Source organism: Streptomyces sp. NPDC102283, from assembly GCF_044766265.1.
In the GTDB taxonomy this organism is placed as follows: domain Bacteria; phylum Actinomycetota; class Actinomycetes; order Streptomycetales; family Streptomycetaceae; genus Streptomyces.
The window spans coordinates 205,946-219,512 of record NZ_JBIWLQ010000014.1 but is presented as its reverse complement, the minus strand read 5'-3'; the positions used below and the strand labels follow the sequence as shown (position 1 = coordinate 219,512).

The following is a 13,567-nucleotide window of genomic DNA, read 5'->3' as shown; positions in this document are numbered from 1 at the left end:
TCCAACGTCAGGTCATCGGCGAACCGCCGGTCACCGGTCGCGTCGGGCACGTACTTCACACAGACAACGATCCTCAAGCTCACGCCGGCTCTCCTGCCTACCTGGGTGTGGTCCCACCTGGGTGTCATTCGTACGGGTGGACAGATTATGGCACTCAGTACCCTCTGTAAAGGTACGCAGTGCCAAAACGCTCCGTCCGGTGCTACGTTTCGCCGCATGAGCGAGGCACGAGGACCCGAGAAGAAGGCACCCATGCGGGAGGTGCTCGCACAGGCGGCCTTCCAGCTCTTCCTGGAGCGGGGCTTCGAGCGGACGACCGTGGACGACATCGTGGCGCGGGCCGGAGTGGGCCGGCGTTCGTTCTTCCGCTACTTCCCGTCCAAGGAGGACGCGGTCTTCCCGGACCATGAGCGCTGCCTCGCCGAGATGACCGAGTTCCTGGCCGCCGTGGACGGCAGCGACCCGGTCGGCGCGGTGTGCGACGCCGCCCGCATCGTGCTGCGGATGTACGCGGCCAACCCGGAGTTCTCCGTGCAGCGCTACCGTCTCACCCGGGAGGTGCCGGGGCTGCGGACGTACGAGCTGTCGGTGGTGCGCCGTTACGAGCAGACCCTCGCCGGTCATCTGCGCGGCCGGTTCGGCGAGGGCGGGGACGGGGAGCTGAGGGCCGAGGTGATCGCCGCTTCGGTGGTCGCCGCGCACAACAACGGGCTTCGGCTGTGGCTGCGTTCGGGCGGGGCGGGCGACCCCGAGGTGGCCGTCGATCACGCGCTCGCCCTGGTGCGCGAGGTGTGGGGGCGGCGGCCCGCGGGGAGGGCGGGCGCGCTGTCGCCGGAGGGGGAGGGCGGCCTGCCGGGCGGATCCGTGTCCGGCCCGGCCGCGACCCTTCCCGTGCCGAACCCTCCCGCCGCGGCCTCTTCCGCCGACGCCCTTCCCGTCTCCGGCGACGGAGAGGTGATCGTGATGGTCGCGCGGAAGGGCACCCCGATGTGGCGCGTCGTGCAGCAGATCGAGGCGGTCGTCGGCGAGAACTGAGTATCAATGGGCACTCAGTACCTTTACTGCCCGGCACGGAGTGCCATATGGTGCGGACGCGCCCGCAGTGCAGGTGCGGCGCGTCCGAGACGAGCGCAGGGGGTCGAGCCGTGTCCCAGAGAGCAATGGGCACCGTAATGGGCACCGTCCAGAAGGCGCACGAGGAGTGCGGCCTCTCCTTCAGCCGCTGCCGCTGGTGCGGCACCGCCTCGTTCCGGCGGCTGCTGTGCCCGGTGTGCGCGTCGAGCGAACTGGAGCCCGAACGCACCACCGGCCACGGAGTGGTCGTCCGGACCGCCGTGGTCCACCGCTACACCGAGGCGGCGCGCAACGAGTCCCTCGTGCGCTTCTCCGAAGGGTTCGTCTTCCGCTGCCGGATCGTGGGGGCGGCTCCGCACCTGGTGACGGTCGGCGCGCGCGTCCGGCCCGTCTCCGAGGGCGAACCGGAGACGGGCGAGGTGGTCCTGGAGCTCTGCGAGCCTCCCGCACGGCGCGACTGGGTCTGAACGGCCGGGCCGGCCGGAAGGCTAACCGCCGATCGGCCGGTCAGCCGAGCCGGTTGAGCAGTTCGGCGGCCAACGGGACGGAGGAGGCCGGATTCTGACCGGTGATCAGGTTTCGGTCGGTGATGACGTAAGGCGCCCAGGGCTCGCCCTCCTGGAAGTCCGCGCCCAGCGCCACCAGCCGGTCCTGGAGCAGCCACTTGGCCTTGTCCGCAAGGCCCGCCTGGGTCTCCTCGGCGTTGGTGAAGCCGGTCAGCCGGTACCCGGCGAAGGTGTTCGTGCCGTCGGGGCCGGTCGCGGCCAGCAGGGCCGCCGGGCCGTGGCAGACCACACCGAGCGGCTTGCCCGAAGCCAGCACCCGGGTGAGCAGCCGCCCGGAGACGGGGTCGACCGCGAGATCCTCCATCGGGCCGTGGCCGCCGGGGTAGAAGACGGCGTCGTACGCGTCCGGGTCCACGTCCTCCAGCGCGACCGGACGCCGCAGCTCCTCGAACGCCTCAAGACCGGCCGCCACCGCGTCGGCGCCCTCCTGGCCGCCGTTGACGTCGGGCGCCAGGCTGCCGCGGTCCACGGTCGGGACGACGCCGCCCGGGGTGGCGACGACCACTTCGTGCCCGGCATCGGTGAACGCCCGGTACGGAGCCACGGCCTCCTCCGCCCAGAAGCCCGTGGGGTGGGCCGTGCCGTCCGCCAGGGTCCAGTGGTCCGCTCCGGACACCACGAAAAGGATCTTTGCCATGTCGTACATCTCCGTTGGTCGGGGTGGCTGACCAGGCCGACGGTAGGCCCGGCCGGGCCGGGAGCCGCCTCCCGCCCACGTGTGCCGGAAAGAGGCTTCCGACGGGGCGGCGGCGATCGGCCGTCCGGCGGATCGCCTGCCCCCGGCGGACGGTCCGAATCATCCCGGTCGCGACGGTCCGCGTCATGCCAGTCGTCCGGAGCGCTCCCGGCGCCGCGGCCGAGCTCCGACGGTCCGGGCCGCTTGCCCATGGTCACGCTGCGGCCCGCTCGCCCACGGTCACGGTGCGGACACCGTCCGGAATCCGGATCCGGTCCGCGTCGCAGATGTCCGCATTCACCCGGGGGGTGAGGGCTCGCACGGCCGTGCTTAGCTGGAGCCATGATCGATGACTTCCTGTACGGGACCGCCGGGCACACCGGACCGCCGGCCGAGGTCGAGGCCGCCGTGCGCGCCGCCGCCGCGGCCGAGATCATGCCGCGCCACCGGAAGCTCGCCGCCCACGAGATCATCGAGAAGAGCGGCCCGCACGACCTGGTCACCGCCGCCGACCGGCTGGCCGAGGAGCACCTCACCGTCGCCCTCACCAAGCTGCTGCCCGGCTCGGTCGTCGTCGGCGAGGAGTCCGTGCACGCCGACCCGGCGGTCTACGACGCCCTCGGCGGCGATGCCCCGGTCTGGATCGTCGACCCGGTCGATGGCACCCGCCAGTTCGTCCGGGGCGAGGCCGGCTTCTGCACCCTGGTCGCCCTCGCTTTTCACGGCGAGGTGCACGCCTCCTGGACGTACGCACCGGTCCGGGGCGAGATGGCCATCGCCGTACGCGGCCGGGGCGCCACACTCAACGGCGTGCCGATACGCTCCGGGGCGCCCGCGCCCGGCGCCGTGCTGAACGTGGCGATGTCGCACCCGGACTACACCACCGAGGCCCAGAAGCGGGCCCTGCTCGGCCTGCGCACCGAAGGCATCGCGGCCCGCCCCTGCGGCTCGGCCGGGCTCGAATACCTCGCCGTGGCCCGCGGCGATCTGGACGCCACCGCCTTCAACTGGGAGTACGCCTGGGACCACGCCGCGGGCCTCCTCCTGGTCACCGAGGCGGGCGGCGCCCAGTCGACCCTGTCCGGCGCCCCGTTCCGTATCGCGGGCGGCAACGACCTGCCGTTCACGGCCGCCCGCGACGAGGCCACCGCCCGGCGCGTCCTGGCCGCCCTGCGCACGGACGGCTGACCCGTACCGGCCGAACCCGGGGCACCCGCGTACGCACGGTCGGTGGCGACGCATACCCTGGAGGTCCGCCTGCCGGCCGACGAAGGAGTCCCAAGGTGCCGTCGATGCTCGATGCGGTCGTGGTGGGCGCGGGGCCCAACGGACTGACCGCCGCAGCCGAACTGGCCCGCCGGGGCCTCGCGGTGGAGGTCCACGAGGCGCACGACACCATCGGCGGGGGAGCCCGCACCGAGGAGCTGACCCTCCCGGGGTTCCGGCACGACCCCTGTTCCGCCGTGCACCCCCTCGGGATCGGCTCGCCCGCGTTCCGGGGCATGCCGCTCGCCCGGCACGGCCTTGAGTGGCTGCACCCCGAGGTCTACCTCGCGCACCCCTTCCCGGACGGCACCGCGGCCACGCTGACCCGCTCGGTGGGCGAGAGCGCGATGTCGCTGGGGGCCGCCGACGCCGGGGCCTACCGCCGCCTCATGGCCCCCTTCGTCGGCCGCTGGGACACCCTGGCCGCCGACTTCCTGCGCACCCCCTGGGACGGCCTGCCCCGCGACCCCTACCGGCTGGCCCGTTTCGGCCTGCTCGGTCTCCAGCCCGCCACCTGGCTCTCCCGCCGCTTCTCCGGTGAGAAGGCCCCCGGCCTCTTCGCCGGGCTCGCCGCCCACGCCATAGCTCCCACCAGCGGATTCGCCACCTCGGCCATCGCCCTCGTCTTCGCGCTCGCCGCCCACGAGCACGGCTGGCCGGTGCCGCGCGGCGGCTCCCAGGCCATCTCCGACGCCCTCGCCTCCTTCCTCCGCGAACAGGGCGGCACGATCCGCACCGGCAGCGAGGTCAAGCGCCTGGACGAACTGCCGCCCGCCCGCGCCTACATCTTCGACACCTCGCCCACCGCGCTCGCCCGGATCGCGGGCCTCGGCTCGGCGTACCACCACTACCGCTACGGCGCCTCCGCCTTCAAGATCGACTACGCGCTGTCGGGCCCCGTCCCCTGGACCGCGTCCGCGGCCCGCCGCGCGGGCACCGTCCACATCGGCCCCGACGCCGGGACCATCGACACCGCGCTGAAGGCGGCCGTCGCGGGCCGCGACCCGAGCGTCCCCTTCCTCATCACCGCCCAGCCCAGCCTGACCGACCCCTCCCGGGCCCCCGAAGGACGCCACGTCTTCTGGGTGTACGGACACGTCCCGGCGGGCTGGGAGGGCGACGCGACCGACGTCATCGAACGCCAACTGGAGCGCTTCGCACCAGGGTTCCGCGACCTGGTGCTCGCCCGCGCCCTCGCGGGCCCGCCCCAGCTCGCCGCGCGCAACGCCAATTACGTCGGCGGCGACATCGCGTGCGGAGCCTTCGCCGGCCTCCAGACGCTGATCCGCCCCAAGCTCGCGCGCGTCCCCTACGCCACCGCGCACCCCGCGGTCTTCCTCTGCTCCTCGGCCACCCCGCCCGGACCCGGGGTCCACGGCATGTCCGGCCACCACGCCGCCAAGGCCGTATGGCGAAGGCTGCGGGCCTCCTGAACGGACCGGGCGGCGAAGCCCCCCGGCGCGCGGCATGATGTCCGCATGAGCACCTCTGTCTCTCCCGCCGTACGTCTGGTCCGCGGCGACATCACCGACCAGTCCGTCGACGTCATCGTCAACGCGGCGAACTCCTCCCTGCTCGGCGGCGGCGGCGTCGACGGAGCCATCCACCGGCGCGGCGGCCCCGACATCCTCGCCGCCTGCCGTGACCTGCGCGCCTCGCAGTACGGAAAGGGACTGCCCACCGGGCAGGCCGTCGCCACCACCGCCGGACGTCTCGACGCCCGATGGATCGTGCACACCGTCGGCCCGGTCTTCTCCGGCGCCCAGGACCGCTCCACCCTGCTCGCCTCCTGTTACCGCGAATCCCTGCGCCTGGCAGCCGAGTTGGGCGCCAGGTCCATCGCGTTCCCGGCGATCTCCACCGGCATCTACGGCTGGCCGATGGACGACGGGGCCAGGATCGCCGTGCGCACGGTCCTGGCGGAGACCGTGGAGCCGGTCGAAGAGGTGCGCTTCGTGCTCTTCGACGCCCACGCGTACGTGGAGTTCGAGGAAGTCCTCGCGATGCGCTGAGGCCCTGCCCGCAGACCGCCGGAAGGGTTCGGGCGCCTGTCGGATTTCCGCGCGAGGACCCTGTCGGATTTCCGCCAGCCAAGCCGCTGACCGGTGCACCATCCTGGAACCATGCACACCGACACCGAGCGCTGCGTGCGGGCCGTCCAGTCCAAGGACGCCCGCTTCGACGGCTGGTTCTTCACCGCGGTCCTCACCACCCGGATCTACTGCCGCCCCAGCTGCCCCGTCGTGCCGCCCAAGGTCCGCAACATGACCTTCTACCCGAGCGCCGCCGCCTGCCAGCAGGCGGGATTCCGGGCCTGCAAGCGGTGCCGCCCCGACACCAGCCCCGGATCCCCCGAGTGGAACGCCCGCGCCGACTCCGTCGCCCGCGCCATGCGCCTGATCCGGGACGGGGTCGTCGACCGCGAGGGCGTACCCGGGCTGGCCTCCCGGCTCGGCTACTCCGCACGCCAGATCGAACGCCAGCTGCTGGCCGAGCTGGGCGCCGGCCCGTTGGCCCTGGCCCGCGCCCAGCGGGCGCAGACCGCCCGCCTGCTCATCGAGACGACCGCGCTGCCCATGGCCGAGGTCGCGTTCGCCGCGGGCTTCTCCTCGGTCCGCACCTTCAACGAGACGGTCCGCGAGGTCTTCGGCCTGGCCCCGGGCGAGCTGCGCACCCGGGCCGCCCGCGGCCCCCGGCCCGCCACCGTGCCGGGCGTCATCGCGCTCCGCCTCCCGTACCGGGCCCCGCTCAACCCCAGCAACCTCTTCGGCCACCTCGCCGCGACCGGCGTCCCCGGCGTCGAGGAGTGGCGGGACGGCGCCTACCGACGCACCCTCACCCTCCCGTACGGCCACGGAATCGTCGCCCTGACCCCGAAGCCCGACCACATCGCCTGCCGGCTCTCCCTCACCGACCCCCGCGACCTCACCCGGGCCATCAGCCGCTGCCGCTGGCTCCTCGACCTGGACGCGGACCCGGTCGCCGTCGACGCGCAACTGCGCACCGACCCGCTGCTCGCCCCGCTGGTCGACGCGGGCCCCGGCCGCCGGGTGCCCCGCACGGTGGACGGGGCGGAGTTCGCCGTACGCGCGGTGCTCGGCCAGCAGGTCTCCACCGCCGCCGCCCGCACCCACGCCGCCCGGCTGGTCACCGCCCACGGCGTCCCGGTCGAGGACCCCGAGGGCGGGCTGACGCACCTCTTCCCGACCTCGGAGGCGCTGGCGGGGCTCGACCCGGCGGCCCTGGCCCTGCCGCGCACCCGTCGAACGACCCTCACCACCCTCGTCGCCGCCCTCGCGGAGGACCGGCTGCGGCTCGACACCGACACCGACTGGGAGCGGGCCCGCGCCGATCTGGCCGCCCTGCCCGGTTTCGGCCCCTGGACGGTCGAGTCCATCGCCATGCGGGCCCTCGGCGACCCCGACGCCTTCCTCCCCACCGACCTCGGCATCCGCCGGGCGGCCGAGCGGCTGGGCCTGCCTGCCACCCCCGCCGCCCTCACCGCACGGGCCGCCGACTGGCGCCCCTGGCGGGCGTACGCCGTGCAGTACCTCTGGACGGTGGACGACCACCCCATCAACCACCTGCCCGCCTGACGCTGACAAGGACACGGCTCCCATGACCACCACCAGCACCACTCCCACCTCACCGGTGACCAAGCAGCACATGGTCCTCGACAGCCCCTACGGCCCTCTCACGCTCGTCGCCACCGACGGAGTCCTCTCCGCCCTCTACATGACCGACCAGCGCCACCGCCCGCCCCAGGAGACCTTCGGCGTCCCGGATCCGGAGCCCTTCGGCGAGACGATCCAGCAGCTCACCGAGTACTTCGCCGGGGACCGCACCACCTTCGACCTCCCGCTGGACCTGGCGGGCACGCCGTTCCAGCGGAGCGTGTGGGCGGAGCTGCTGAAGATCCCGTACGGCGAGACCCGTACGTACGGCGAGCTGGCCGAGGAGCTCGGAAAGCCGGGCGCCTCGCGGGCGGTCGGACTGGCCAACGGCAAGAACCCCGTCGGGATCATCGTGCCGTGCCACCGGGTCGTCGGAGCCTCCGGGAGCCTCACCGGCTACGGCGGCGGCCTGGACCGCAAGCAGCGGCTGCTCGCCTTCGAGAGCGGGGGGACGGACGACGGGGTGGCGGCACTGTTCTGAGAGCGGGCCGGGGGGCGCCGAAGCCGGTACGCCCCCGAGCCCGCGCTCTTCAGCCGGTGATGACCTCAGCCGGTGAAGATCTCCACGGTCGTCCAGACGGCGAGGCCCAGCATGCAGATCCCGCCGATGCGCTGCACGGTCTTCAGCGGTACGCGCTTCGCGATGAACTTCCCCGCGAGCAGCGCCAGCGCCGAGACCGACATCAGGGCGGCGGCCGCACCGATCGCCGTGGACCAGGTGCCGTTGCTCGCCGCCAGGTTGGCGGTGGTGATCTGCGTCAGATCGCCCCACTCGCTGATGAAGACCGCCATGAACGCGGTCGTGTAGACCGGCCAGAAACCGGTCACGGTCTTCACCTCGGCGTCCTCGTCGTCGTCCCCACCGCTGCCGCGCAGCAGCATGAACGCGCCGAACGCGAAGAGCGAGGCCGAGACGAGCTTGACGGTCCAGTCGGGCAGCAGCCCGATGAGGCTGCCCGCTCCGACGGCGATGGCGACGTGCACGACGAACGCGGACGAGGTGCCGAACCACACGTAGAGGGGCCGCATCCGCGTGCCCATGGCCAGCGAAGCGAACATCGTCTTGTCGGGGAGCTCCGCGAGGAAGATCAGCCCGAAGGCGGTGAGGATCGCCAGAGGGTCGAGGTGCATTCCGGGTGGCTTTCTGTTCGAGCCGGGCCCCGGATCTTCGCGAAGCGCCGCTCGGGCTTTCGGAGGACCACTCGGCCCGGCATGACGGCTCCGCCCACAGGACGTGGACGTGTCATACAGGACCGAAGGTCTCGCCCGCCCGTGGTCATCCCTTGCAGGACACACGAGCCCGGCCACCGGGAACCCGAAGGCTCCAGTATGTCGACGACCGGTTTGCGGGGCTACTCCCCTTCGCAGCCGTCAACATTACCCCACCCCGCCGGACGCAGGGCCTGGTGTTCGAACAGTGAGCACCTCGGTAGCATCGTGATGATCACCCGACCGGTGGTGGTCCACAGCCATCCGACTCCACCCCACCGCGACGGGAAGTGCCCCATGAGCCGCCGCCCCCGCAACGACGTGCCCGCCCAGGGCACCCCCCGGCCCACCGTCAGCGTCTGCCGGGGGTGCTGCTGCGGCACGGAGAAGATCCCGGGCGTCGACCACGCGGCCCAGCTGGCCCGGCTGCGCACCGGCTTGGAGGGCGCCGCCACCGTACGGGCGGTCGAGTGCCTGGACGCCTGCGAGCAGGGCAACGTCATCGTCGTGCAGCCCTCGTCCGAGGGCCGCCGCGCCGGGGGCCGGCCGGTCTGGCTGGGCCTGGTCAACGACGAGCACGCCGAGCAGGACATCGTGGCCTGGGCGGCGGCGGGCGGCCCGGGGCTCGCGGACGCCCCGGACATCCTCGACCTCTACGCCTTCCAGCCCTCGCGCCGGGTCCGGGCCGGTCTGGACGACTGAGGCCGCCCGGCCGGGCGCGTAACCCCTCCCGTCACAGGCCCTGCGTCAGGCGATGCAGCCGCAGGGCCAGCTGGATCTCCCGGGTGCGGGCAGGCGTGTTCCAGTCCTGGCCGAGGAGCCGGCCGATGCGCTCCAGCCGCTGCACCACCGTGTTCACATGGACGTGGAGCAGGTCCTTGGTCCGGGTGAGGCTCGCCCCCTGGGCGAAATAGGCGTCCAGCGTGGTGACGAGGTCGGTGCCGCGCCGGGTGTCGTAGTCGAGCACGGGTCCCAGCGTCCGGTGCACGTAGCCGCCCAGGTCCGCCTGGTCGCCCAGCAGCACGCCGATGAACCCGAGGTCCCCGACCGCCCCGCCGCTCCCGGTGCGCCCGAGGGCGCGCAGCGCGGAAAGGCAGCGGTCGGCCTCGCTGTGCGCGTGCGGCAGCTCGGCCGGACCGGTGGCGGTCACCATCACTTTCTGGATCAGCTCGAAGCGGTCCGGCGGGAAGTCCTCGATGGCGGCCACGTGCTGCAGCCCGGCGTTGTTGACCAGAACGTCCACCCCGGTCGGCAGCGTCCCGATCGCCTCGGGTTCGGCCAGGTCCACGATGTGGGCCACACCGCCGATCGCGGCGGCGACGGACTTGGCGCTCCCGGCCTCGCGGTCGACCACGTGAACGAGGGCGCCGGCGTCGGCGAGCGCCTCGGCGGTGGCCCGCCCGATGCCGCTGCCGCCGCCGGTGACCAGGGCGGTACGCCCTCTGAGGTCCACGGCCCCGGTGTCCGGCGCGGAGGAACCGGGAGCTGCGTGAAATTGGCTCGTCATGGCCGGAAACGCTAGAGACACTTGACCGGACATCCCATGGCGCGGATCTCCACAGCGAGCGGGCGAGGAGTGGCGGGCATCGCCACCTGTGTGCGGGTGGCGCGGCTCCCCGTCCAGCGGGCAGCGGCCGAGCAGCTCGGCGGGACCGGCTCCCGCGGACAGCTCCAGGGTGCGGCTCGACGGGGGGCGCCGGCCGTCGTCCAGCCAGCGTTCCAGCGCCGTCGCCGCCGAACGGTGGCACGGCACGAGCGGACGCAGTCGGCCCCGATGTCCGCGACCCGCGTCCGCCGCGTCGGCGACCACCTTGTCCCTGCTCATCCGTCCACCTCTCGCCTCGTCGACTGCGCACGGGACCAGGAACCGGTGACGGCTCGCGGCGATGGCGGCCGACCCCATAGCGTGGCCGGGCCGGATGGTGGTCACGACGGTCCGGCGCGATGCTCCTCATGGAAACCGGCCCGCGAGCGGAGCACGCCGGTATAGGGTCCGCGCATGGCCAAGGTGACCGTCAGTCTGGATGCCGCACTCGTCGTCGAAGTGATGGTGCTCGCGGGGGTCGGCAACCCCCAGGACGCCGTCGAACTCGTGGTGCGCGACTACATCGCACGCGGCCACCGCACCGAGGCCCTGGTCGCCGACCGCGAGGGTGCGGTGCGCGACGTGGAGATCAAGCCCGAGGCGCAGCAGGGCTGATCGCCGACCGGGGGACCGGGCCGCGCACGGCCGATCGCCCCGTACGGGGCTGCGCCCGGCACGGCCGATCGCTCCTCGCCTCTGACGCGGCGGTCCTATGCGATCGGTCCTACGCGGCCGGCCCTACCCGACCGGTTCGCCGTCCTCCAGTTCCACGGTCCCGCCGCCGGACGTCAGGACCTCCAGCGCCGCCCGGACCCTGCCCCCGAGCGTGCCGAGCAGAAAGCCGTCCAGCTCGGCGGGCGCCACCAGCCTCCAGGACAGCAGCTCCTCCTCCTGGAGCCGGATCGCCGCCAGCTGGTCCGCCGTGAGCACCCCGCCGTCGTACAGGTACGCCACGATCGGCGGGCGGCCGGGGCCCCGCACCCAGTCCACGGCGAGCAGCCGCCCCGGCGCCACGTCGAGGCCGATCTCCTCCGCCGTCTCGCGCCGCGCGGCCTGCCGGGGCCCCTCGCCCGCCTCCGACTCGACGGTCCCGCCGGGCAGCGCCCAGCCCTCGCGGTAGTTCGGCTCGACGAGGAGGAGTCGTCCCTCCACGTCACGGAAGAGCGAGGCGGCGCCGGACAGGACCCGGGGGAGCCCGGCGATGTACGTGGCGTAGTCGGCATCGGGAGTCGTCACGGCCGCCAGCGTAGTGGTGGCGGCCCGGCCCCGGGGCCCGATCGCGCGGCCGTGGACAGCCATGGGCAGATCAGGGGGCGTGCGGATAAGGTCGGGGCGGCGCGACTGCCTGTTCGAAAGCAAGGGATGCAAGGTGACGGACGGAGCAGATATGCAGACCGCCCGCGTGCTCGTGGCGGCGGACAAGTTCAAGGGCTCGCTCACGGCTGTGCAGGTCGCGGAGCGGGTGACGGCCGGGCTGCGGCGCGTCGTCCCCGACGTGCGGGTGGAGACCCTGCCGGTCGCGGACGGCGGCGACGGCACCGTCGCGGCGGCGGTGGCCGCCGGATTCGAGCGCCGCGAGGCGCGGGTGACCGGACCTCTCGGGGACCCGGTGACGGCGGCGTACGCGCTGCGCGGGTCCACCGCCGTGGTGGAGATGGCCGAGGCCTCGGGCCTCCAGCACCTGCCCGACGGGGTGTTCGCCCCGCTCACGGCCACCACGTACGGCTCGGGCGAGCTGCTGCTGGCCGTCCTGGAGGCGGGGGCCACGACGATCGTGTTCGGGGTCGGCGGCAGCGCCACCACGGACGGCGGCGCGGGCATGCTCGCCGCGCTCGGAGCCCGCTTCCTGGACGCGGACGGCAAGCCCGTGGGCCCCGGCGGCGGCCCTCTCGCGGAGCTGGCCGAGGCGGACCTCGCGGGGCTCGACCCCCGGCTGGCGGACATCGACCTGGTCCTGGCCAGCGACGTGGACAACCCGCTGACGGGGCCCAAGGGCGCACCCGAGGTCTACGGCCGCCAGAAGGGCGCGAGCGAGGAGGACATCGCGGTCCTCGACGCGGCCCTGGCGCACTACGCCTCGATCCTGGGCCCGGACACGGCGGCGCTGCCCGGCGCGGGCGCGGCCGGCGGCATCGGCTACGGAGCGCTCGTCGCCCTCGGCGCCCGCTTCCGCCCCGGCATCGAGGTGATGCTCGACGTGCTCGGCTTCGCCCCGGCGCTCGCCCGCGCCACGCTGGTCGTCACGGGCGAGGGCTCGCTCGACGAGCAGACGCTGCACGGTAAGGCCCCGGCCGGGGTCGCCGCCGCCGCCCGCGCGGCCGGGATCGAGGTCGTCGCGGTCTGCGGCCGGCTCGCCCTGACCCCGGAGGCACTGGAGAAGGCGGGCATCCGCCGCGCCTACGCCCTGGCCGAGCTGGAACCGGACCCGGCGGTGTCCATGGCCCAGGCCGGGCCGCTGCTGGAGCGGGTGGCGGAGTCGATCGCCCGGGACTTCCTGCTGCGCTGACGCGGATCAGGCGTACGCGAAGCAGGTGTACGGGAAGAGCACAGGGAGGGGCCCGGGGACAGACGCCGGGCCCCTTTTCCGTACGCCGGGTTCTCCCGCGCCCGGGCCTACCCGACGCCGGATCCTCCCGCGCCCGGGCTACCGCACCCCGGGCGCCCCGGGGCACCCACGCCCCGCCGCCCGGGCCCGCCGTACCTCAGCCGAGGCCGCCGCCGCGCCCGCGCCGGGCCCCGCGCCACGGGCCCCCGCCTCACGGCGGCGCCGACGACAGCCTCAGCACGTCCAGCGCCAGCACCAGGTCGACCAGCTCACGCGGCCGGGACAGCGAGCGCGCGGTCAGTCGCTCCAGCCGCCGCAGCCGGTTGAACACCGTGTTGCGATGGCACCGCAGCCGTACCGCGGCCCGCCCCACCGAACCCCCGCACTCCAGCCACGCCTCCAGCGTCCCCACCAGCACCGCGCGCTCCGCCGGTACCAGCGCCAGCAGGGGACCGAACACCTCCGCGAGGAGCCGGGCTGACAGCTCCGGGCCGCTCACCAGCAGCGCCGTCGGCAGGCGCTCGTCGAGCCGGACGACCTCCCGGCTGCCGGGCGCACACGTCAGCAGCGCCGTGCCCGCCAGCCGCCGTGCCGCGCCCAGCTGCGTCGGCGAGCCCACCACCGGACTCATGCCCCCCGGCCCCGCACCGTGCTCACCGAGCCGCGCCACCGCCCCGGCCGGACCCGCCGCACCCAGCAGCACCACCGCGACGTCCCCGTCCCCCGCGCCGCACCACCACCAGCGCGCCCCGTCCGCGTCCGCGCCCTCCGCCACCGCGGCCTCCGGCACGGGCGCGCCCAGCACCACCACCGCGTAACGCCCCCGTTCCGGCAGCCCGAGGCCGCGCGCCGCACGCTCCACCAGGTCCGGTTGCGCCCCGCCCGCCAGCAGCGGGCCGAGCAGCGCCCCGTACCGCGTCCCACACCGCATCCGCCGCTCCGTCCCCCGGTCCGGGCGTTCCTGATGACCGA

At 74.1% G+C, this 13,567-nt stretch carries 14 protein-coding genes and 3 pseudogenes; 10 read left to right on the top strand and 7 right to left on the bottom strand.

Going from position 1 to position 13,567, the window contains the following annotated elements:
* Positions 1-83 (bottom strand): annotated as a pseudogene (locus ACIRJT_RS26595) (electron transfer flavoprotein subunit beta); the annotation flags it as partial.
* 169 nt (positions 84-252) lie between these two features.
* Between ACIRJT_RS26595 and ACIRJT_RS26590 the strand changes: the two are divergent.
* Together ACIRJT_RS26590 and ACIRJT_RS26585 are read left to right on the top strand one after the other, a co-directional pair.
* Positions 253-1,035 carry a TetR family transcriptional regulator gene (locus ACIRJT_RS26590; protein ID WP_403913664.1) on the top strand — a complete coding sequence of 261 codons (783 nt, stop codon included), beginning with the start codon at positions 253-255 and terminating at the stop codon, positions 1,033-1,035.
* A gap of 137 nt (positions 1,036-1,172) precedes the next feature.
* Positions 1,173-1,541, top strand: coding sequence for a Zn-ribbon domain-containing OB-fold protein (locus tag ACIRJT_RS26585; protein ID WP_403913662.1), 369 nt, complete (start codon positions 1,173-1,175; stop codon positions 1,539-1,541).
* A 40-nt stretch (positions 1,542-1,581) separates the two neighbouring features.
* Here ACIRJT_RS26585 and ACIRJT_RS26580 read toward each other — a convergent pair whose 3' ends face one another.
* A complete protein-coding gene (locus tag ACIRJT_RS26580) occupies positions 1,582-2,277 on the bottom strand; it encodes a type 1 glutamine amidotransferase domain-containing protein (RefSeq protein ID WP_403913642.1) in 696 nt (231 codons plus the stop codon).
* 381 nt (positions 2,278-2,658) lie between these two features.
* On the opposite strand from ACIRJT_RS26580, the gene ACIRJT_RS26575 reads away from it, so the two are divergent.
* The 5 genes from ACIRJT_RS26575 (at position 2,659) to ACIRJT_RS26555 (ending at position 7,737) form a co-directional block, all read left to right on the top strand.
* On the top strand, positions 2,659-3,504 hold the full coding sequence (locus ACIRJT_RS26575) for an inositol monophosphatase family protein (RefSeq protein ID WP_403913640.1): 846 nt from the start codon (positions 2,659-2,661) through the stop codon (positions 3,502-3,504).
* A gap of 95 nt (positions 3,505-3,599) precedes the next feature.
* Entirely contained in the window at positions 3,600-5,015 is a 1,416-nt protein-coding gene (locus ACIRJT_RS26570) for a phytoene desaturase family protein (protein ID WP_403913638.1), read from the top strand.
* A 45-nt stretch (positions 5,016-5,060) separates the two neighbouring features.
* Complete coding sequence (locus tag ACIRJT_RS26565; RefSeq protein ID WP_403913635.1) at positions 5,061-5,594, top strand: O-acetyl-ADP-ribose deacetylase; 534 nt, start codon at positions 5,061-5,063, stop codon at positions 5,592-5,594.
* 111 nt (positions 5,595-5,705) lie between these two features.
* The gene (locus tag ACIRJT_RS26560; RefSeq protein ID WP_403913632.1) at positions 5,706-7,178 is read left to right on the top strand and encodes an AlkA N-terminal domain-containing protein; all 1,473 of its coding nucleotides are present in this window, start codon (positions 5,706-5,708) and stop codon (positions 7,176-7,178) included.
* 22 nt (positions 7,179-7,200) lie between these two features.
* A complete protein-coding gene (locus ACIRJT_RS26555; protein ID WP_403913629.1) occupies positions 7,201-7,737 on the top strand; it encodes a methylated-DNA--[protein]-cysteine S-methyltransferase in 537 nt (178 codons plus the stop codon).
* 65 nt (positions 7,738-7,802) lie between these two features.
* Here the strand turns inward: ACIRJT_RS26555 and ACIRJT_RS26550 are convergent, their stop codons facing one another.
* Positions 7,803-8,387: a TMEM165/GDT1 family protein gene (locus tag ACIRJT_RS26550; protein WP_403913626.1), complete on the bottom strand. Its 585-nt coding sequence runs from the start codon at positions 8,385-8,387 to the stop codon at positions 7,803-7,805.
* A 375-nt stretch (positions 8,388-8,762) separates the two neighbouring features.
* Here ACIRJT_RS26550 and ACIRJT_RS26545 point away from each other — a divergent pair, with 375 nt between their 5' ends.
* Positions 8,763-9,167, top strand: a complete 405-nt coding sequence (locus ACIRJT_RS26545; RefSeq protein WP_403913623.1) for a (2Fe-2S) ferredoxin domain-containing protein — start codon at positions 8,763-8,765, stop codon at positions 9,165-9,167.
* A 31-nt stretch (positions 9,168-9,198) separates the two neighbouring features.
* On the opposite strand, the pseudogene ACIRJT_RS26540 reads toward ACIRJT_RS26545, so the two are convergent.
* Together ACIRJT_RS26540 and ACIRJT_RS26535 are read right to left on the bottom strand one after the other, a co-directional pair.
* A pseudogene (locus tag ACIRJT_RS26540) lies at positions 9,199-9,609 on the bottom strand (PucR family transcriptional regulator); the annotation flags it as partial.
* A pseudogene (locus ACIRJT_RS26535) lies at positions 9,607-9,918 on the bottom strand (SDR family NAD(P)-dependent oxidoreductase); the annotation flags it as partial. The pseudogenes ACIRJT_RS26540 and ACIRJT_RS26535, both read right to left, overlap by 3 nt.
* Before the next feature lie 546 nt (positions 9,919-10,464).
* Here ACIRJT_RS26535 and ACIRJT_RS26530 point away from each other — a divergent pair.
* A complete protein-coding gene (locus tag ACIRJT_RS26530) occupies positions 10,465-10,665 on the top strand; it encodes a DUF2191 domain-containing protein (RefSeq protein WP_403913621.1) in 201 nt (66 codons plus the stop codon).
* A 123-nt stretch (positions 10,666-10,788) separates the two neighbouring features.
* Here ACIRJT_RS26530 and ACIRJT_RS26525 read toward each other — a convergent pair whose 3' ends face one another.
* Positions 10,789-11,286, bottom strand: a complete 498-nt coding sequence (locus ACIRJT_RS26525; RefSeq protein ID WP_403913618.1) for an NUDIX domain-containing protein — start codon at positions 11,284-11,286, stop codon at positions 10,789-10,791.
* A 151-nt stretch (positions 11,287-11,437) separates the two neighbouring features.
* Between ACIRJT_RS26525 and ACIRJT_RS26520 the strand changes: the two genes are divergently transcribed.
* Positions 11,438-12,556 (top strand): glycerate kinase, encoded by a 1,119-nt coding sequence (locus tag ACIRJT_RS26520; RefSeq protein WP_403913615.1) that lies wholly within the window; start codon positions 11,438-11,440, stop codon positions 12,554-12,556.
* 250 nt (positions 12,557-12,806) lie between these two features.
* Here ACIRJT_RS26520 and ACIRJT_RS26515 read toward each other — a convergent pair whose 3' ends face one another.
* A complete protein-coding gene (locus ACIRJT_RS26515; RefSeq protein ID WP_403913613.1) occupies positions 12,807-13,526 on the bottom strand; it encodes a PucR family transcriptional regulator in 720 nt (239 codons plus the stop codon).
* Positions 13,527-13,567: the final 41 nt, after the last annotated feature.

Bases quoted from the DNA above. Each gene is read 5' to 3' on its own strand.
- ACIRJT_RS26565 (WP_403913635.1), top strand. From the start codon at position 5,061: ATGAGCACCTCTGTCTCTCCCGCCGTACGTCTGGTCCGCGGCGACATC.
- ACIRJT_RS26545 (WP_403913623.1), top strand. From the start codon at position 8,763: ATGAGCCGCCGCCCCCGCAACGACGTGCCCGCCCAGGGCACCCCCCGG.
- ACIRJT_RS26560 (WP_403913632.1), top strand. From the start codon at position 5,706: ATGCACACCGACACCGAGCGCTGCGTGCGGGCCGTCCAGTCCAAGGAC.
- ACIRJT_RS26530 (WP_403913621.1), top strand. From the start codon at position 10,465: ATGGCCAAGGTGACCGTCAGTCTGGATGCCGCACTCGTCGTCGAAGTG.
- ACIRJT_RS26575 (WP_403913640.1), top strand. From the start codon at position 2,659: ATGATCGATGACTTCCTGTACGGGACCGCCGGGCACACCGGACCGCCG.
- ACIRJT_RS26520 (WP_403913615.1), top strand. From the start codon at position 11,438: ATGCAGACCGCCCGCGTGCTCGTGGCGGCGGACAAGTTCAAGGGCTCG.
- ACIRJT_RS26550 (WP_403913626.1), bottom strand. From the start codon at position 8,387: ATGCACCTCGACCCTCTGGCGATCCTCACCGCCTTCGGGCTGATCTTC.
- ACIRJT_RS26515 (WP_403913613.1), bottom strand. From the start codon at position 13,526: ATGCGGTGTGGGACGCGGTACGGGGCGCTGCTCGGCCCGCTGCTGGCG.
- ACIRJT_RS26585 (WP_403913662.1), top strand. From the start codon at position 1,173: ATGGGCACCGTCCAGAAGGCGCACGAGGAGTGCGGCCTCTCCTTCAGC.
- ACIRJT_RS26555 (WP_403913629.1), top strand. From the start codon at position 7,201: ATGACCACCACCAGCACCACTCCCACCTCACCGGTGACCAAGCAGCAC.
- ACIRJT_RS26580 (WP_403913642.1), bottom strand. From the start codon at position 2,277: ATGGCAAAGATCCTTTTCGTGGTGTCCGGAGCGGACCACTGGACCCTG.
- ACIRJT_RS26590 (WP_403913664.1), top strand. From the start codon at position 253: ATGCGGGAGGTGCTCGCACAGGCGGCCTTCCAGCTCTTCCTGGAGCGG.